This window comes from Amycolatopsis sp. NPDC058340, assembly GCF_042723975.1.
In the GTDB taxonomy this organism is placed as follows: Bacteria; Actinomycetota; Actinomycetes; order Mycobacteriales; family Pseudonocardiaceae; genus Amycolatopsis.
The window spans coordinates 97,518-113,339 of sequence record NZ_JBHXIB010000013.1 but is presented as its reverse complement, the minus strand read 5'-3'; the positions used below and the strand labels follow the sequence as shown (position 1 = coordinate 113,339).

Here is a 15,822-nt window from a genome sequence, read left to right as displayed (position 1 = left end):
CGAAAACCGGTGGCCAAGGTCGGCAGAATGTGACCATGACCTGGAGCTTCGAAGTCACCCCCGTCGATCACCCGGACGCCGCGCGGCTGCTGCGCGAGTACCTCGACGAAATCGCGTCCCGCTTCTACGAGCGCCAGGTCACCGAAGCGGAGCTCGACGGCTTGCTCCTGGAGCACCACAGCCGTGATCTGGCCCCGCCGACCGGCACCTTCCTCCTCGCGCGGCGCGACGGGGTGCTCGCCGGTTGCGCCGGGCTGCGGATCGTCTCGCCCGAGATCACCGAGCTCACCCGCGTCTTCCTGCGGAAGTCCGAGCGCGGCAACGGCGGTGCCGCCCTGCTCGTGGCCGCCGCCGAAGACGTCGCCCGCGGCCTCGGCGCCTCGCTGATCCGTCTCGACACCCGGCGCGACCTGGTCGAGGCCAGGGCCCTGTACGCGCGCCTCGGCTACGACGAGGTCGAGCCCTTCAACAACGAACCCTTCGCCCACCACTACTTCGCGAAGTCCCTGGAAGTCCCGGATCGCGTTTAGCCCGCTAAACGCGATCCGTGCGGCGCGGGCGGCCTGACCTGCGTTTAGCGGGCTAAACGCGATCCGGCGGGGTGGCGGTGAGCGGGGCCCGGTCGGCGACGTCGGCCAGGTAGTCCAAGGTGCGCAGAAGCTGCTTCCCGCTCGGCAGCACCTTCGGCACCACCGCCACCGTCCGCCCGGACGTGTGGAACTCGCGGCACCGGCCCGCGTTCCCCGTCAGCCAGTCCCGGACCTCGGGGCGCAGGACGAACGCGGGATTCGAGCAGTCCACTTCGGACCCGCTGATCGAGAGCGTGCAGTCCGGCATGGCCGCGCTGACCTCGACGTGCACGACCGTCCGCAGCGAACCGGACTCGCGGGTGCCGTCCTGACGGAACCCGGCGCCCGGCCGGTGATACCGGTAGACACCGAACGGCTTCCCCCGGTGCGTGCCCACCACCGCCTGGTCGATCGACTCGCCGGCCCGCCGCAGCGGGGCGGGCGCGCGGCTCGTCGCCGGCTGCTCGTGCCGTCCGCCGGCGGCACCGAGCCGGGCACCGGTGTAGAAGTCCCAGCCCCGCTCCCGCGCCAACGTGGCCAGACCGCGTTTCTTCGCCGCCCCGGCGAGGATCCACCAGACGGCGAGCACGATCGGCAGCGCCACCGCGACGATGGCGATGATCCACGCGGTCACGGCTCAGAAGTCCAGGTTGTCGGAGGCTTCCTCGGGTGTCTGTTCGTCGTCACCCACGGAACCGTACTGGCCCGCCTTGATCCCGCCCGACGTGTACGTGCCGGCCTTCCCGGCGACACCCGCCGCGACCTCACCCTTTTCGCGGCCCGTCTCCGGCGTCTTCCAGCTGCCGTCCGGATTGGTGGCCTTGCCGAGCCCGACGGTGTTCAGAGCGGCCTTCTTCGTGGCCGACGTCATCCGCTCGCCGAAGCCGTCCGCGAGCCTGCCGCCCATGGCGCCGTCCTTGGAGGCGAACTTGCCCCACGCGGACGCGCCCGGACCCGCCGCCAGCTGCGCGGTGGACTTGTTGTGGGCCATCAGCTCCTTGTAGTTGCCCTTCCACTTGCCGAAGAACTCCTTGAGCTTGCCCAGGAACTGCTTGATCTTGTCGAGCAGCTGGCGGAGCTTGTTCAGGAACTTCTGCACCTTCGACGTCGTGGAGACCGCGCGGGTGGCCGTCAGCCCGCCCGCCGTCGCCGTCGAACCGCCGCAGGTCGGGACGGCCGCGGCCAGCGCCGGGATCCAGATCATGATCAGCCAGGTGATGAACTCGGTGAGGATCGCCTTGATGAACTCCTCGATCACCGTCATGACCATGCTGGAGATCTGCAGCAGCTGGGCGATGTCCCCCGCCTGCGCGGCGATCCCGTCGATGCCCTGCGCGAACTTCGCCAGCTTCTCGCCCGCCGCGTTCGCCGCGTCACCGGTCCACTGGGACAGCGACGTCTCCGCGTCTTCACCGAACTTCTTGCTGTAGTTCTGCAGGTAGACACCGATGTTGTTGAAGTTGCCCGCCGCGTTCGACAACGCCGGGCCGTCGCCGCTCACCATGTGGATGGCGTCCTGGATCGGCTGGCACACGTTCATCAGGAAGCTGAGGCCCTGGCCGACCAGCCAGCCGATCGGGTCGCTGGCGATATCCGCCACGCCCATGCACGAGCTGACGAAGCCGGCGCCGCTGGCCGCGATGGTCCCGATGTCGCTCGCCTGGAACCCGTCCGCGGTCGCCTTCTTGACGGTGTCGAAGGTGCTGAAGCCGCTGCCGATCGGACCGGGCAGCGAGGTCAGCATCTTGTCCGTGCGGATGGTGTCCGGGTTGTAGTCGTTGATCTGGATCTTGGTGTGTTCGCCGGTGATCTTCTGATCGGCCACGATCAGTCCCCCTCGCTACTTGGCCGGCCCCATCTTCGGTGTCCTCGATTGCGCCGGCTGCTCCAGCAGCTTGAGGATTTCGTTGAGCGCCTTGACGTTGTCGTCTTCGTTCCGCTCGTAGGCGGTCGCGGCGTTGCCGAGCTTCTCCGAAGCCGCGGTCAGTCCCGCGGACATCTCGATCAGCAGATCCTGCAGATCGGTGAGCATCGACGTGTACTCGTTCTTGACGAACAGGCCGACGACGCCCCACGACTCGTCGCCGACGTCGGACTGCTGCACCAGCCGTCCGACCTCGTTCGGGATCTGCACGTCCTGCCCGAGCTTGCCCGAGTAGGTGCGCAGAGCGCTGATCACCACCTCGTGCCCTCCGGCCATCGGCGGTCCCTCCCTTCGCGCACCTTCCGATGCGGCTCGTCGTGATCGGCGCCTTGGACCCTGGGGCGCCGCTCACGGTTCCGGAAACCCCCGGATCGCGTTTAGCCCGCTAAACGCGATCCGGGGGTCAGTGGTCGTCGTCGAAGAGGTTCTTCAGGAAGCGGTCGCCGTCGGAGCCGCTCGACGCCGGGGGCTGAGGGGCCGGCGGTCGCTGCGGATCGTCGGCGGACTTGAGGACGGAACGCTCGGAGTAGTCGTCGGACTGCTCGGCCGCCGGCTGTGCAGGCGACTCCTCCTCCATCCGTGCCCGCATCTCCTCGACGGAGGTGCCGAACAGCTCGGCCTGGGTCTCCAGCACCTGGTCCACCAGGTTGAGGTCGTCGCCCATATGTCCTTCGACGATGGTGGCCTGCTTGCGCGCCGATTCGGCCACGGCCTGCTGGATGGTCGACATCAGCGCCGCCGAAAGGGCGTCCGGACGCTGGCGAAGGGCGTCTTCGGTGAATTTGACGTCCATGATCGCGCCGCCGGGCCCGGCGGTCACGGTCACCGAACGGTCCGAAGAGGACGCCGTCGCCTCGATCCGGCTGAGCTCGTCCTGCATGCCGCCGATATTCGCGAGCCGATCGTCGACGTTCTGGAGCTGGGACTGGAACTTGTCGAATTGCGCGACCAGCTGCTCGAACTCGGCGGACATGGAGCCTCCCCATTACTTGCGGTGCGACGGCCGGACCGGCCCGGGCCGACGCTGTGACCAGTCTCATCGTGACTCATTCACCGGTTCGACGCGACGGGGTGGTTATCGGATCCATCCGGCTCACCCGATAGGGGAATAGGTAGCGTGGACCGCCGAGCAAGGCGGTATCAGTACGAACGAGGGGAGGCGTCGTGGACGCCGAGCAGAAGGAAAGCACCGAGGAACCCAGGCGGGGGAGTCACGCGGCGCCGGAGGGGGCTCCCGTGCATCCGCTGATCGATCTTTCCCGGGACCCGCATCCGGGCCGGGCCGATCACGCCAAGCCGGAAGACGAATAGAAGCGGTCCGAAACGCCGTTCCATCAGGGTGGCCGCGGCGTGCCGCCCGGCACGATATAGTTATCGACCCCCCGATTTGGCCGGTCCGGAAGTGGCCGGGTATCTTTGGAGACCGTGCCCGGCAGGCGTCGGGCCGTCCCGTGTGCCGTGCGGCACGGACGGGGTGCTCAGGCATCCGGTCCGAAGGCTTCGCCCACACGGGATCCGACGGAAAATCCCTACGGGAAGTTACCGGTCGCAAGACCGTGACGCGGGCCGACACGCCCGACCGCGGGGGCCGGAGACAACACGTAGTAGCAAGATCGCGAACAGAAAGCTGGTCCATTGCCCACGATCCAGCAGCTGGTCCGTAAGGGCCGCCAGGACAAGGCTGCCAAGCAGAAGACCGCGGCCCTCAAGGGGAGCCCGCAGCGGCGTGGCGTGTGCACTCGCGTGTACACCACAACCCCCAAGAAGCCGAACTCGGCGCTTCGCAAGGTCGCTCGTGTGAAGCTGACCAGCGGCATCGAGGTCACCGCCTACATTCCCGGTGAAGGCCACAACCTGCAGGAGCACTCGATGGTGCTCGTGCGCGGTGGTCGTGTGAAGGACCTGCCGGGTGTCCGTTACAAGATCATCCGCGGTTCGCTCGACACCCAGGGTGTCAAGAACCGTAAGCAGGCGCGCAGCCGGTACGGCGCGAAGAAGGAGAAGAGCTAATGCCCCGCAAGGGTCCGGCCCCGAAGCGGCCGCTGATCTCTGACCCCGTCTACGCATCCCCGCTGGTCACCCAGCTGGTGAACAAGGTGCTGAAGGACGGCAAGCGGTCCCTGGCCGAGCGCATCGTCTACGGCGCCCTCGAAGGCGCTCGCGAGAAGACCGGCACCGACCCGGTCGTCACGCTGAAGCGCGCCCTCGACAACGTGAAGCCCACCATCGAGGTGAAGAGCCGCCGCGTCGGTGGTGCCACCTACCAGGTGCCGATCGAGGTCAAGCCGGGCCGCTCGACGACCCTCGCGCTTCGTTGGCTGGTCTCCTTCTCGCAGGCCCGTCGCGAGAAGACCATGATCGAGCGTCTGCAGAACGAACTCCTCGACGCGAGCAACGGCCTCGGCGCCAGCGTGAAGCGGCGTGAGGACACGCACAAGATGGCCGAGTCCAACAAGGCCTTCGCGCACTACCGCTGGTGATGAACGCCCGGCTGCCGATCAAAGCCTTGCCGGGCCCCAATTTTGAGACAGGGGAACACTCTCGTGGCACGTGAAGTGCTGACCGACCTGAACAAGGTCCGCAACATCGGCATCATGGCCCACATCGACGCCGGTAAGACCACCACCACCGAGCGGATCCTGTTCTACACCGGGATCAACTACAAGATCGGCGAGGTGCACGACGGCGCCGCGACGATGGACTGGATGGAGGAGGAGCAGAAGCGGGGTATCACCATCACCTCGGCTGCCACCACCACCTTCTGGGCCGACCACCAGATCAACATCATCGACACCCCGGGTCACGTCGACTTCACCGTCGAGGTGGAGCGTTCGCTGCGGGTGCTCGACGGTGCCGTCGCCGTCTTCGACGGCAAGGAAGGTGTCGAGCCGCAGTCCGAGCAGGTCTGGCGTCAGGCGGACAAGTACGAGGTTCCTCGTATCTGCTTCGTCAACAAGATGGACAAGCTCGGCGCGGACTTCTACTTCACCGTCCGCACCATCGAGGAGCGCCTCGGCGCCCGCCCGCTGGTCATCCAGCTGCCGATCGGCGCCGAGAACGAGTTCGAAGGCGTCATCGACCTGGTCCGCATGAAGGCGCTGACCTGGCGCGGCGAGGTCCAGAAGGGCGAGGACTACTCGGTCGAGGACATCCCCGCGGAGCTGGCCGACAAGGCCGCCGAGTACCGCGAGAAGCTGGTCGAGGCCGTCGCCGAGACCGACGACTCCCTGATGGAGAAGTTCCTCGAGGGCGAGGAGCTCACCGAGGCCGAGATCAAGGCCGGCATCCGGAAGCTCACCGTGAACCGCGAGGCGTACCCGGTGCTCACCGGTTCCGCGTTCAAGAACAAGGGCGTCCAGCCCATGCTCGACGCGGTCATCGACTACCTTCCGTCGCCGCTGGACGTCCCGGCCGTCGAGGGCACGCTGCCCGACGGCGAGACCGTCGTGTCGCGCAAGCCGTCGACCGAGGAGCCGTTCTCCGCTCTGGCGTTCAAGATCGCCGCGCACCCGTTCTTCGGCAAGCTGACCTACATCCGGGTGTACTCGGGCAAGGTCTCCTCCGGCGCGCAGCTGATCAACGCCACCAAGGAGCGCAAGGAGCGCATCGGGAAGCTCTTCCAGATGCACTCCAACAAGGAGAACCCGGTCGACGAGGCCCAGGCCGGCCACATCTACGCGGTCATCGGCCTGAAGGACACCACCACCGGTGACACCCTCGCCGACCCGCAGAACCCGGTCGTCCTCGAGTCGATGACGTTCCCGGCGCCGGTCATCCGCGTCGCGATCGAGCCGAAGACCAAGGCCGACCAGGAGAAGCTGTCCCTGGCGATCCAGAAGCTGGCCGAAGAGGACCCGACGTTCCAGGTCAACCTGGACGAGGACACCGGCCAGACGATCATCGCCGGTATGGGCGAGCTGCACCTCGAGGTGCTGGTCAACCGCATGAAGTCCGACTACAAGGTCGAGGCGAACATCGGTAAGCCGCAGGTCGCCTACCGCGAGACGGTGCGCAAGACGGTCGAGAAGCTCGACTACGTGCACAAGAAGCAGACCGGTGGTTCCGGTCAGTTCGCGAAGGTCATCGTCAAGCTCGAGCCCCTCGAGTCCACCGACGGTGCCCTCTACGAGTTCGACAACAAGGTCACCGGTGGCCGCGTGCCGCGGGAGTACATCCCGTCGGTCGACGCGGGCGCGCAGGACGCCATGCAGTACGGCGTGCTGGCCGGCTACCCGCTCGTCGGGTTGAAGTTCACCTTGTTGGACGGCGCGTACCACGAGGTCGACTCTTCGGAAATGGCCTTCAAGATCGCCGGCTCCATGGCGATGAAGGAAGCCGCGAAGAAGGCCGGTCCGGTCATCCTCGAGCCGCTGATGGCCGTCGAGGTCACCACGCCCGAGGACTACATGGGCGATGTGATCGGCGACCTCAACTCCCGCCGTGGCCAGATCCAGGCCATGGAGGAGCGCGCCGGTACCCGTGTCGTCAAGGCACTGGTCCCGCTGTCGGAGATGTTCGGTTACGTCGGCGACCTGCGTTCGCGTACGCAGGGGCGTGCCAACTACTCCATGGTGTTCGACTCCTACGCCGAGGTTCCCGCGAACGTCGCGAAGGAAATCATCGCGAAGGCGACGGGGGAGTAGTTCCCGTCCGCTCGCGGGCATAAGGAACACTCCTGAACGTCCGCAGCATCCGTCAAGAAACGAATCCCCGTCCGACAGCCACGTTGGCCGGTGAGTAAGCAAAACAGTCCAGGAGGACATTCCAGTGGCGAAGGCGAAATTCGAGCGGACCAAGCCGCACGTCAACATCGGGACCATCGGTCACGTCGACCACGGTAAGACCACTCTGACCGCGGCGATCACCAAGGTTCTGCACGACAAGTACCCCGAGCTGAACACCGCTTCGGCGTTCGACCAGATCGACAACGCGCCGGAAGAGAAGCAGCGCGGTATCACGATCAACATCTCGCACGTCGAGTACCAGACCGAGAAGCGTCACTACGCCCACGTGGACGCCCCCGGTCACGCGGACTACATCAAGAACATGATCACCGGTGCGGCGCAGATGGACGGCGCGATCCTCGTGGTCGCGGCGACCGACGGCCCGATGCCGCAGACCCGTGAGCACGTGCTGCTCGCGAAGCAGGTCGGCGTGCCCTACATCGTGGTCGCGCTGAACAAGGCCGACATGGTCGACGACGAGGAGATCCTGGAGCTCGTCGAGCTCGAGGTCCGCGAGCTGCTGTCCTCCCAGGACTTCCCGGGTGACGACGCTCCGGTCATCAAGGTCTCCGGCCTGAAGGCCCTCGAGGGCGACGCCAAGTGGGGCGAGAGCGTTCTCGAGCTGATGGAAGCCGTCGACGAGAACGTGCCGGACCCGGTCCGCGAGCTCGACAAGCCGTTCCTCATGCCGATCGAGGACGTCTTCACCATCACCGGCCGTGGCACGGTCGTGACCGGTCGCATCGAGCGCGGCCGCGTCAACGTGAACGAAGAGGTCGAGATCGTCGGCATCAAGGAGAAGTCGACCAAGACCACCGTCACCGGTGTCGAGATGTTCCGCAAGCTGCTGGACACCGGCGAGGCTGGCGACAACGTCGGTCTGCTGGTCCGCGGTATCAAGCGCGAGGACGTCGAGCGCGGCCAGGTCGTCGTGAAGCCGGGCACCACCACCCCGCACACGGAGTTCGAGGGCTCGGTCTACATCCTGTCGAAGGACGAGGGTGGCCGTCACACCCCGTTCTTCAACAACTACCGCCCGCAGTTCTACTTCCGTACCACGGACGTGACCGGCGTCGTCACCCTCAAGGAGGGTGTCGAGATGGTCATGCCGGGCGACAACACGGACATCAGCGTCGTGCTGATCCAGCCGGTCGCCATGGACGAGGGTCTGCGGTTCGCCATCCGCGAGGGTGGCCGGACCGTCGGCGCCGGCCAGGTCACCAAGATCATCAAGTGATTTAGACGCCCCGCCCGGGGGTAATACACCCCCGGGTTAGGGGCGTCAAATCACGTGTGCGACACTATTCAGGTTGCTCGTCCTGGGGCGGCCGAACTCGTACTTCCTTCGGAAGACAGGTTCCGGCCGCCCTGGTATGAGCGGCCACGGTCCGCGGAGCACTTCCTTCGGGTGAGGCTAGCGGGCAAGGGCGTTTGAGACGGCGATCCAAGCTTTTCCGCCGGCTCGATGCCTCCTCACGTTGAGGAAGACCAGGCAAGACGAAGATCCCGCGGGATCCGTCTGTGCGTCGGGCACGACACGCCCGACCGCGTGGACCGGGGACAGGGCCGTTGAACTGGGAAAACCTCAGCCAGGCTGAGGTTTGAAAAGACAAAAGCGGCACGAGACGACAAGGAACGAGCAGCCACCATGGCGGGACAGAAGATCCGCATCCGGCTCAAGGCCTACGACCACGAGGCGATCGACACCTCGGCACGCAAGATCGTCGAGACGGTCACGCGTACCGGCGCCCGTGTTGTCGGGCCGGTGCCGCTGCCCACCGAGAAGAACGTTTACTGCGTCATCCGCTCGCCGCACAAGTACAAGGACTCGCGCGAGCACTTCGAGATGCGCACGCACAAGCGTCTGATCGACATCCTCGACCCGACGCCGAAGACGGTCGACGCGCTCATGCGCATCGACCTGCCGGCGAGCGTCGACGTCAACATCCAGTAGCAGCGGCTGGCGAGCGGCGGAGAGTAAGAGACTCATGTCTGACAGGCAAGTGAAGGGCATCCTGGGCACCAAGCTCGGCATGACCCAGGTCTTCGACGAGAACAACCGGGTCGTCCCGGTGACCGTCGTCCAGGCCGGGCCGAACGTGGTCACCCAGGTTCGGACCCAGGAGAACGACGGCTACAAGGCCGTGCAGCTGGCTTTCGGCGCGGTCGACCCGCGTCGCGTGAACAAGCCGCGCACCGGCCACTTCGACAAGGCGAGCGTGACCCCGCGTCGTTACCTTGCGGAGCTGCGTACCACCGACGCCGAGACCTACGAGGTCGGCCAGGAGATCACCGCCGAGGTGTTCGAGGCCGGTATCGAGGTCGACGTGACCGGTACCAGCAAGGGCAAGGGCTACGCCGGTGTCATGAAGCGTCACGGTTTCAAGGGCCAGGGCGCGAGCCACGGTGCCCAGGCCGTGCACCGCAAGCCCGGCTCGATCGGTGGCTGCGCCACCCCGGGCCGCGTCTTCAAGGGCCTGCGCATGGCGGGCCGGATGGGCAACGACCGGGTCACCACGCAGAACCTGACCGTGCACGCGGTGCGTGCCGAGGACGGCCTGCTGCTGATCAAGGGCGCCGTGCCCGGTCCCAAGGGCGGCCTGCTGTTCGTTCGCAGCGCCGCGAAGGGTGGTAACTGAACATGACCAGCGTCGAGCTGAAGACCCCGGCCGGTAAAGCCGACGGCACGGTCGAGCTCCCCTCGGAGATCTTCGACGTGCAGGCCAACGTGCCCCTCATGCACCAGGTCGTGGTGGCCCAGCTGGCCGCCGCTCGCCAGGGCACGCATGACACCAAGACCCGCGGTGAAGTCCGCGGTGGTGGCAAGAAGCCGTACCGCCAGAAGGGCACCGGCCGCGCCCGCCAGGGTTCGACCCGTGCGCCGCAGTTCGTCGGCGGTGGTGTCGTCCACGGCCCCACGCCGCGCGACTACACCCAGCGGACCCCGAAGAAGATGAAGGCCGCCGCCCTGCGTGGCGCCCTCTCCGACCGGGCCCGTGCCGGACAGCTGCACGTCATCACCGAACTGGTGACCGGCGAGAAGCCGTCCACCAAGTCCGCCAAGGCCGCCATCGCCGCGGTGACCCAGGCCAAGCGCGTTCTCGTGGTGCTGCACCGCGACGACGAGCTGAGCTGGAACTCCGTGCGCAACCTGGCCGAGGTCCACATCATCACGCCCGACCAGCTCAACACCTACGACGTGTTGGTCAACGACGACGTGGTGTTCACCAAGGCCGCTTACGACGTGTTCGTCGCCGGCCCCGTCCGGGGCAAGGGCGCGAAGGCTTCGGCTCGGTCGAGCGAGGTTGAAGGGAGTGACGAGCAGTGAGTGCGATCGCCATCCCCGATCCCCGCGACATCTTGCTCGCGCCGGTGATCTCCGAGAAGTCCTACGGGCTGCTCGAGGACCACAAGTACACGTTCATCGTCCGCCCGGACGCCAACAAGACCCAGATCAAGATCGCGGTCGAGAAGGTGTTCGGCGTCAAGGTGGTCAGCGTCAACACGGCCAACCGCCAGGGCAAGCGTAAGCGGACTCGCGCCGGCTTCGGCAAGCGCAAGGACACCAAGCGCGCCATCGTGACTCTTTCGGCTGAGAGCAAGCCGATCGAGATCTTCGGCGGACCCACCGCGTAAAGGACTGAGCTGACACATGGGCATCCGCAAGTACAAGCCGACGACCCCGGGTCGTCGCGGTTCCAGCGTCTCCGACTTCGCCGAGATCACTCGGTCCACCCCGGAGAAGTCGCTGCTGCGTCCGCTGAGCAAGTCCGGCGGCCGTAACTCCAGCGGCAAGATCACCACCCGGCACAAGGGCGGTGGCCACAAGCGCGCGTACCGGCTGATCGACTTCCGCCGGAACGACAAGGACGGAGTTCCCGCCAAGGTCGCGCACATCGAGTACGACCCCAACCGGTCCGCTCGTATCGCGCTCCTGCACTACGCCGACGGCGAGAAGCGCTACATCATCGCCCCGGAGAAGCTCAAGCAGGGTGACACGGTGGAGAACGGCCCCCGGGCCGACATCAAGCCGGGTAACAACCTGCCGCTGCGCAACATCCCGGTCGGCACCGTGATCCACGCGATCGAGCTCCGCCCCGGTGGCGGCGCGAAGATGGCGCGGTCCGCCGGTGCCAAGGTGCAGCTGGTGGCGAAGGACGGGCCGTACGCCCAGCTTCGTCTCCCGTCGGGCGAGATCCGCAACGTCGACGTGCGCAACCGCGCCACCATCGGCGAGGTCGGCAACTCCGAGCACTCCAACATCAACTGGGGCAAGGCGGGCCGTAACCGCTGGCGCGGCAAGCGTCCCACCGTCCGTGGTGTCGTCATGAACCCGGTCGACCACCCGCACGGTGGTGGTGAGGGTAAGACCTCCGGTGGTCGCCACCCGGTGAACCCGAACGGTAAGCCCGAAGGCCGCACCCGCCGCCGCAAGGCTTCCGACGCCATGATCGTCCGCCGCCGGCGTACCGGCAAGAAGCGCTGAGCAGGGAGGTAGAAGAACATGCCACGTAGCCTCAAAAAGGGCCCCTTCGTGGACGACCACCTGCTCAAGAAGGTGGACGCTCTCAACGAGTCGGGCAAGAAGACCGTGATCAAGACGTGGTCGCGTCGCTCCACGATCATCCCGGATTTCCTGGGTCACACGATCGCGGTGCACGACGGCCGCAAGCACGTCCCGGTGTTCGTCACCGAGGCGATGGTGGGTCACAAGTTGGGCGAGTTCGCCCCGACTAGGACCTTCAAGGGCCACATCAAGGACGACCGCAAGTCGCGCCGCCGCTGAGCGGGCACGAGAGAACAAGGAAGCTAGCGATGAACGCCCAGAACGACGTGGCCGAGGCTCTGCCGACGGCTTACGCGCGGGCTCGCTTCGTCCGGGACTCGCCTACCAAGGTGCGCCGGGTGATCGAGCTGATCAAGGGACGTAGCGCCGCCGACGCCTTGGCCGTGCTCCAGTTCGCCCCGCAGGCGGCAAGCGAGCCGGTCGCGAAGGTGCTCGCCAGCGCCGTGGCCAACGCCGAGAACAACCTCGATCTCGACCCGGACACCCTCTGGGTCAAGAACGCCTACGCCGACGAGGGCCCGACCCTCAAGCGCATCCGTCCGCGGGCCCAGGGCCGCGCGTACCGGATCCGCAAGCGGACCAGCCACATCACCGTCGAGGTGGAGTCGCGTCCCAAGGCCGAGGCCAAGAAGGCACAGGGCAAGAAGAAGGCAGGTGGCCGGTAGTGGGCCAGAAGATCAACCCGCACGGCTTCCGCCTGGGTATCACCACGGACTGGAAGTCGCGTTGGTACGCCGACAAGCAGTACGCGGAGTACGTGGCCGAGGACGTCAAGATCCGGAAGCTGCTGTCCACGGGCATGGAGCGCGCCGGGATCTCCAAGGTCGAGATCGAGCGCACCCGTGACCGGGTCCGCGTCGACATCCACACCGCCCGGCCGGGCATCGTCATCGGCCGTCGCGGCGCGGAGGCCGACCGCATCCGCGGCGCGCTGGAGAAGCTGACCGCCAAGCAGGTCCAGCTGAACATCCTCGAGGTCAAGAACCCCGAGGCCGACGCCCAGCTCGTCGCTCAGGGTGTCGCGGAGCAGCTGAGCAACCGTGTGGCGTTCCGCCGCGCGATGCGCAAGGCGATCCAGACCTCCATGCGTTCGCCGCAGGTCAAGGGCATCCGCGTGCAGTGCGGCGGTCGTCTCGGCGGTGCCGAGATGTCCCGCTCCGAGCACTACCGCGATGGCCGCGTCCCGCTGCACACGCTGCGTGCCGACATCGACTACGGCTTCTTCGAGGCCAAGACGACGTTCGGTCGCATCGGCGTGAAGGTGTGGATCTACAAGGGCGAGCTCGTGGGTGGCCTCAAGGCCAAGGAGGCGCGTGACGCCGCCGCGGCCGCCGAGCGCGCCCCGCGCCGTGACCGTGGTGACCGCCCGTCCCGACCGCGCCGTTCCGGCTCGTCGGGCACGACGCCGACCTCGACCGAAGCCGGCCGGGCGGCCGCCGCCGCGAAGAGCGACGACGCCCCCAAGGGTGGCACCGCCACCGAGGCCCCGGCTGCTGAGACTGCAGAAAAGACGGAGGGCTGACACGTGCTCATCCCGCGCAGGGTCAAGCACCGGAAGCAGCACTCCCCGAAGCGCCACGGTGCCGCCAAGGGCGGTACGAAGGTGAACTTCGGCGAGTACGGCATCCAGGCGCTTGAGCACAGCTACGTGACCAACCGGCAGATCGAGTCCGCTCGTATCGCCATGACGCGTCACATCAAGCGTGGCGGCAAGGTGTGGACGACCATCTACCCGGACCGCCCGCTGACCAAGAAGCCGGCGGAAACCCGCATGGGTTCCGGTAAGGGTTCGCCCGAGTGGTGGATCGCCAACGTGAAGCCGGGCCGCGTGATGTTCGAGATCTCGTTCCCGAACGAGGAGACCGCCCGTGAGGCGCTCCGTCGCGCGATCCACAAGCTGCCCATGAAGTGCCGCATCGTGACCCGTGAAGGTGGTGAGTTCTGATGGCGAAGGCAGGTGCCGCCCAGGCATCGGAGCTGCGTGAGCTCACCGCGGAAGAGCTCGTTCTGCGTCTGAAGGAATACAAGGAGGAGCTCTTCAACCTCCGCTTCCAGATGGCGACCGGACAGCTCGACAACAACCGCCGTCTGCGCACCGTCCGCACGGACATCGCGCGGATCTACACGGTCATGCGCGAGCGTGAACTCGGCCTGTCCGTTTCCCCTGACGCCGAGAGTGAAGGTGCCGCATGAGCGAGCAGCCCAACGCTGAGGCGGCCCCCCGCAACGACCGCAAGGTCCGTGAGGGTTACGTCGTCTCGGACAAGATGAACAAGACGATCGTGGTCGAGCTCGAAGACCGCAAGAAGCACCGTCGTTACGCCAAGGTTCTCCGCAGCACCAGCAAGGTCAAGGTGCACGACGAGAACAACGAGGCGGGCGTCGGCGACCGGGTCACCCTGATGGAGACCCGCCCGCTGTCGGCGACCAAGCGCTGGCGTCTGGTGCAGATCGTGGAGAAGGCCAAGTAAGTAGGGCTCTCTGAGTCCCTTAGTTCCGCAAGGCTCGCGGCAGAACGCGAGAACCAGCGCGACATACAGGAGTAGACGTGATCCAGCAGGAGTCGCGGCTTCGGGTTGCCGACAACACGGGCGCGAAGGAGATCCTTTGCATCCGCGTTCTCGGTGGCTCGGGGCGGCGCTACGCGGGCATCGGCGACATCATCGTCGCCACCGTGAAGGACGCCATGCCGGCCGCCGGCGTGAAGAAGGGTGACGTCGTCAAGGCGGTCATCGTTCGCACGCGCAAGGAGCGCCGTCGTCCGGACGGTTCTTACATCCGCTTCGACGAGAACGCTGCTGTGCTCATCAAGAACGACAATGAGCCCCGCGGCACCCGCATCTTCGGGCCGGTCGGCCGCGAGCTGCGCGACCGAAAGTTCATGAAGATCATTTCGCTCGCGCCGGAGGTGTTGTAGAGCATGAAGGTGAAGAAGGGCGACACGGTCGTCGTCATCGCCGGCAAGGACAAGGGTGCCAAGGGCAAGGTCATCCAGGCCTACCCCGAGCGCGAGCGCGTGCTGGTCGAGGGCGTCAACCGGATCAAGAAGCACACGCGGATCTCCCAGACCCAGCGCGGCGCGCAGTCCGGCGGCATCGTCACGCAGGAGGCGCCCATCCACGTCTCGAACGTGATGGTCGTCGACTCCGACGGCAAGCCGACCCGGGTGGGCTACCGCATCGGCGAGGACGGCAAGAAGGTCCGGGTCTCGCGCCGGAACGGTAAGGACATCTGATCATGACCACCGCAGAGAAGATCGCCCCGCGCCTCAAGGTGCGGTACCGCGACGAGATCAAGGGACAGCTCCAGGAGGAGTTCTCCTTCGAGAACGTCCACCAGATCCCGGGCGTCGTCAAGGTCGTCGTGAACATGGGTGTCGGTGACGCCGCCCGTGACAGCAAGCTGATCGAAGGCGCCATCCGCGACCTGGCCGCGATCACCGGGCAGAAGCCCGAGGTTCGCAAGGCTCGCAAGTCCATCGCGCAGTTCAAGCTGCGTGAGGGCCAGCCGATCGGTGCGCGCGTCACGCTGCGCAACGACCGCATGTGGGAGTTCCTCGACCGGCTGCTGACCATCGCGCTGCCGCGTATCCGTGACTTCCGCGGGCTTTCGCCGAAGCAGTTCGACGGCAACGGCAACTACACGTTCGGTCTCAACGAGCAGTCCATGTTCCACGAGATCGACCCGGACGCCATCGACCGCCCGCGCGGTATGGACGTCACTGTCGTCACCACCGCCAACACCGACGACGAGGGCCGCGCGCTGCTTCGCAAGCTCGGCTTCCCGTTCAAGGAGAACTGAGTCGATGGCCAAGAAAGCACTGGTCCACAAGGCCGCGAAGACGCCGAAGTTCAAGGTTCGCGGTTACACGCGTTGCCAGCGGTGCGGTCGCCCGCACTCGGTGTTCCGCAAGTTCGGGCTCTGCCGGATCTGCCTTCGCGAGATGGCACACGCGGGCGAGCTGCCCGGCGTCCGCAAGTCCAGCTGGTAAGAGTCTTTTTTAACTCCCACTTCGCCACAGGCCCTGCAGTGAGTGCA

At 66.4% G+C, this 15,822-nt stretch carries 25 protein-coding genes; 21 read left to right on the top strand and 4 right to left on the bottom strand.

All coding sequences use genetic code 11. The features are described 5' to 3' along the window. Positions 1-35: 35 nt before the first annotated feature. Positions 36-530, top strand: coding sequence for a GNAT family N-acetyltransferase (locus ACFWIW_RS17900; protein ID WP_378369432.1), 495 nt, complete (start codon positions 36-38; stop codon positions 528-530). A 52-nt stretch (positions 531-582) separates the two neighbouring features. On the opposite strand, the gene ACFWIW_RS17895 is transcribed toward ACFWIW_RS17900, so the two are convergent. The 4 genes from ACFWIW_RS17895 to ACFWIW_RS17880 all read right to left on the bottom strand — a co-directional run bounded on the left by ACFWIW_RS17895 (position 583) and on the right by ACFWIW_RS17880 (position 3,466). Next, on the bottom strand, positions 583-1,203 hold the full coding sequence (locus ACFWIW_RS17895) for a hypothetical protein (protein WP_378369431.1): 621 nt from the start codon (positions 1,201-1,203) through the stop codon (positions 583-585). Positions 1,204-1,206: 3 nt separating this feature from the next. Then, positions 1,207-2,394 (bottom strand): hypothetical protein, encoded by a 1,188-nt coding sequence (locus ACFWIW_RS17890; protein ID WP_240595822.1) that lies wholly within the window; start codon positions 2,392-2,394, stop codon positions 1,207-1,209. A gap of 15 nt (positions 2,395-2,409) precedes the next feature. Beyond that, positions 2,410-2,769, bottom strand: a complete 360-nt coding sequence (locus tag ACFWIW_RS17885; protein WP_240595821.1) for a type VII secretion target — start codon at positions 2,767-2,769, stop codon at positions 2,410-2,412. Positions 2,770-2,896: 127 nt separating this feature from the next. Beyond that, positions 2,897-3,466 carry a YbaB/EbfC family nucleoid-associated protein gene (locus ACFWIW_RS17880; RefSeq protein WP_378369430.1) on the bottom strand — a complete coding sequence of 190 codons (570 nt, stop codon included), beginning with the start codon at positions 3,464-3,466 and terminating at the stop codon, positions 2,897-2,899. Positions 3,467-3,657: 191 nt separating this feature from the next. Here ACFWIW_RS17880 and ACFWIW_RS17875 point away from each other — a divergent pair, with 191 nt between their 5' ends. The 20 genes from ACFWIW_RS17875 (at position 3,658) to ACFWIW_RS17780 (ending at position 15,775) form a co-directional block, all read left to right on the top strand. After that, complete coding sequence (locus ACFWIW_RS17875; RefSeq protein WP_378369429.1) at positions 3,658-3,804, top strand: hypothetical protein; 147 nt, start codon at positions 3,658-3,660, stop codon at positions 3,802-3,804. 324 nt (positions 3,805-4,128) lie between these two features. Next, the gene (rpsL, locus tag ACFWIW_RS17870; RefSeq protein WP_003102113.1) at positions 4,129-4,503 is read left to right on the top strand and encodes a 30S ribosomal protein S12; all 375 of its coding nucleotides are present in this window, start codon (positions 4,129-4,131) and stop codon (positions 4,501-4,503) included. Next, the gene (rpsG, locus tag ACFWIW_RS17865) at positions 4,503-4,973 is read left to right on the top strand and encodes a 30S ribosomal protein S7 (RefSeq protein WP_007031033.1); all 471 of its coding nucleotides are present in this window, start codon (positions 4,503-4,505) and stop codon (positions 4,971-4,973) included. The genes rpsL and rpsG overlap by 1 nt, the downstream gene beginning before the upstream one ends. 63 nt (positions 4,974-5,036) lie before the next feature. Beyond that, a complete protein-coding gene (gene fusA / locus ACFWIW_RS17860) occupies positions 5,037-7,136 on the top strand; it encodes an elongation factor G (protein WP_378369428.1) in 2,100 nt (699 codons plus the stop codon). A gap of 124 nt (positions 7,137-7,260) precedes the next feature. Continuing rightward, the gene (tuf, locus tag ACFWIW_RS17855) at positions 7,261-8,454 is read left to right on the top strand and encodes an elongation factor Tu (RefSeq protein WP_016331088.1); all 1,194 of its coding nucleotides are present in this window, start codon (positions 7,261-7,263) and stop codon (positions 8,452-8,454) included. A 411-nt stretch (positions 8,455-8,865) separates the two neighbouring features. Next, the gene (rpsJ, locus tag ACFWIW_RS17850) at positions 8,866-9,171 is read left to right on the top strand and encodes a 30S ribosomal protein S10 (protein WP_003102098.1); all 306 of its coding nucleotides are present in this window, start codon (positions 8,866-8,868) and stop codon (positions 9,169-9,171) included. A gap of 34 nt (positions 9,172-9,205) precedes the next feature. Further along, the gene (gene rplC / locus ACFWIW_RS17845; protein WP_007031036.1) at positions 9,206-9,856 is read left to right on the top strand and encodes a 50S ribosomal protein L3; all 651 of its coding nucleotides are present in this window, start codon (positions 9,206-9,208) and stop codon (positions 9,854-9,856) included. Between the two features lie 2 nt (positions 9,857-9,858). Then, positions 9,859-10,545 (top strand): 50S ribosomal protein L4, encoded by a 687-nt coding sequence (gene rplD / locus ACFWIW_RS17840; RefSeq protein ID WP_240595817.1) that lies wholly within the window; start codon positions 9,859-9,861, stop codon positions 10,543-10,545. Further along, positions 10,542-10,853 carry a 50S ribosomal protein L23 gene (rplW, locus tag ACFWIW_RS17835; RefSeq protein ID WP_005166778.1) on the top strand — a complete coding sequence of 104 codons (312 nt, stop codon included), beginning with the start codon at positions 10,542-10,544 and terminating at the stop codon, positions 10,851-10,853. Before rplD ends, rplW begins: the two co-directional genes overlap by 4 nt. Positions 10,854-10,869: 16 nt before the next feature. Next, complete coding sequence (gene rplB, locus ACFWIW_RS17830; RefSeq protein ID WP_005166779.1) at positions 10,870-11,703, top strand: 50S ribosomal protein L2; 834 nt, start codon at positions 10,870-10,872, stop codon at positions 11,701-11,703. Positions 11,704-11,721: 18 nt separating this feature from the next. Continuing rightward, entirely contained in the window at positions 11,722-12,003 is a 282-nt protein-coding gene (gene rpsS / locus ACFWIW_RS17825; RefSeq protein WP_003102083.1) for a 30S ribosomal protein S19, read from the top strand. 29 nt (positions 12,004-12,032) lie between these two features. Further along, complete coding sequence (gene rplV, locus ACFWIW_RS17820) at positions 12,033-12,449, top strand: 50S ribosomal protein L22 (protein ID WP_005166780.1); 417 nt, start codon at positions 12,033-12,035, stop codon at positions 12,447-12,449. After that, on the top strand, positions 12,449-13,306 hold the full coding sequence (gene rpsC, locus ACFWIW_RS17815; RefSeq protein ID WP_016331091.1) for a 30S ribosomal protein S3: 858 nt from the start codon (positions 12,449-12,451) through the stop codon (positions 13,304-13,306). The genes rplV and rpsC overlap by 1 nt, the downstream gene beginning before the upstream one ends. 3 nt (positions 13,307-13,309) lie before the next feature. Beyond that, entirely contained in the window at positions 13,310-13,729 is a 420-nt protein-coding gene (gene rplP, locus ACFWIW_RS17810) for a 50S ribosomal protein L16 (protein WP_005166782.1), read from the top strand. Continuing rightward, complete coding sequence (gene rpmC / locus ACFWIW_RS17805) at positions 13,729-13,977, top strand: 50S ribosomal protein L29 (protein ID WP_007031040.1); 249 nt, start codon at positions 13,729-13,731, stop codon at positions 13,975-13,977. Before rplP ends, rpmC begins: the two co-directional genes overlap by 1 nt. Then, positions 13,974-14,255 (top strand): 30S ribosomal protein S17, encoded by a 282-nt coding sequence (gene rpsQ, locus ACFWIW_RS17800; protein ID WP_007031041.1) that lies wholly within the window; start codon positions 13,974-13,976, stop codon positions 14,253-14,255. Before rpmC ends, rpsQ begins: the two co-directional genes overlap by 4 nt. A 77-nt stretch (positions 14,256-14,332) precedes the next feature. Further along, positions 14,333-14,701 carry a 50S ribosomal protein L14 gene (rplN, locus tag ACFWIW_RS17795; protein ID WP_005166785.1) on the top strand — a complete coding sequence of 123 codons (369 nt, stop codon included), beginning with the start codon at positions 14,333-14,335 and terminating at the stop codon, positions 14,699-14,701. A 3-nt stretch (positions 14,702-14,704) separates the two neighbouring features. After that, positions 14,705-15,019 carry a 50S ribosomal protein L24 gene (gene rplX, locus ACFWIW_RS17790; protein ID WP_005166786.1) on the top strand — a complete coding sequence of 105 codons (315 nt, stop codon included), beginning with the start codon at positions 14,705-14,707 and terminating at the stop codon, positions 15,017-15,019. Between the two features lie 2 nt (positions 15,020-15,021). Next, on the top strand, positions 15,022-15,585 hold the full coding sequence (gene rplE / locus ACFWIW_RS17785) for a 50S ribosomal protein L5 (protein ID WP_378369427.1): 564 nt from the start codon (positions 15,022-15,024) through the stop codon (positions 15,583-15,585). 4 nt (positions 15,586-15,589) lie between these two features. Next, positions 15,590-15,775, top strand: a complete 186-nt coding sequence (locus ACFWIW_RS17780) for a type Z 30S ribosomal protein S14 (RefSeq protein ID WP_005166789.1) — start codon at positions 15,590-15,592, stop codon at positions 15,773-15,775. Positions 15,776-15,822: the final 47 nt, after the last annotated feature.

Bases quoted from the DNA above. Each gene is read 5' to 3' on its own strand.
- rplV (WP_005166780.1), top strand. From the start codon at position 12,033: ATGAACGCCCAGAACGACGTGGCCGAGGCTCTGCCGACGGCTTACGCG.
- rpsJ (WP_003102098.1), top strand. From the start codon at position 8,866: ATGGCGGGACAGAAGATCCGCATCCGGCTCAAGGCCTACGACCACGAG.
- rpsQ (WP_007031041.1), top strand. From the start codon at position 13,974: ATGAGCGAGCAGCCCAACGCTGAGGCGGCCCCCCGCAACGACCGCAAG.
- rplD (WP_240595817.1), top strand. From the start codon at position 9,859: ATGACCAGCGTCGAGCTGAAGACCCCGGCCGGTAAAGCCGACGGCACG.
- rplX (WP_005166786.1), top strand. From the start codon at position 14,705: ATGAAGGTGAAGAAGGGCGACACGGTCGTCGTCATCGCCGGCAAGGAC.
- rpsS (WP_003102083.1), top strand. From the start codon at position 11,722: ATGCCACGTAGCCTCAAAAAGGGCCCCTTCGTGGACGACCACCTGCTC.
- ACFWIW_RS17885 (WP_240595821.1), bottom strand. From the start codon at position 2,769: ATGGCCGGAGGGCACGAGGTGGTGATCAGCGCTCTGCGCACCTACTCG.
- ACFWIW_RS17900 (WP_378369432.1), top strand. From the start codon at position 36: ATGACCTGGAGCTTCGAAGTCACCCCCGTCGATCACCCGGACGCCGCG.
- rplB (WP_005166779.1), top strand. From the start codon at position 10,870: ATGGGCATCCGCAAGTACAAGCCGACGACCCCGGGTCGTCGCGGTTCC.
- ACFWIW_RS17880 (WP_378369430.1), bottom strand. From the start codon at position 3,466: ATGTCCGCCGAGTTCGAGCAGCTGGTCGCGCAATTCGACAAGTTCCAG.
- rplC (WP_007031036.1), top strand. From the start codon at position 9,206: ATGTCTGACAGGCAAGTGAAGGGCATCCTGGGCACCAAGCTCGGCATG.
- rpmC (WP_007031040.1), top strand. From the start codon at position 13,729: ATGGCGAAGGCAGGTGCCGCCCAGGCATCGGAGCTGCGTGAGCTCACC.
- ACFWIW_RS17780 (WP_005166789.1), top strand. From the start codon at position 15,590: ATGGCCAAGAAAGCACTGGTCCACAAGGCCGCGAAGACGCCGAAGTTC.
- rplE (WP_378369427.1), top strand. From the start codon at position 15,022: ATGACCACCGCAGAGAAGATCGCCCCGCGCCTCAAGGTGCGGTACCGC.
- rpsG (WP_007031033.1), top strand. From the start codon at position 4,503: ATGCCCCGCAAGGGTCCGGCCCCGAAGCGGCCGCTGATCTCTGACCCC.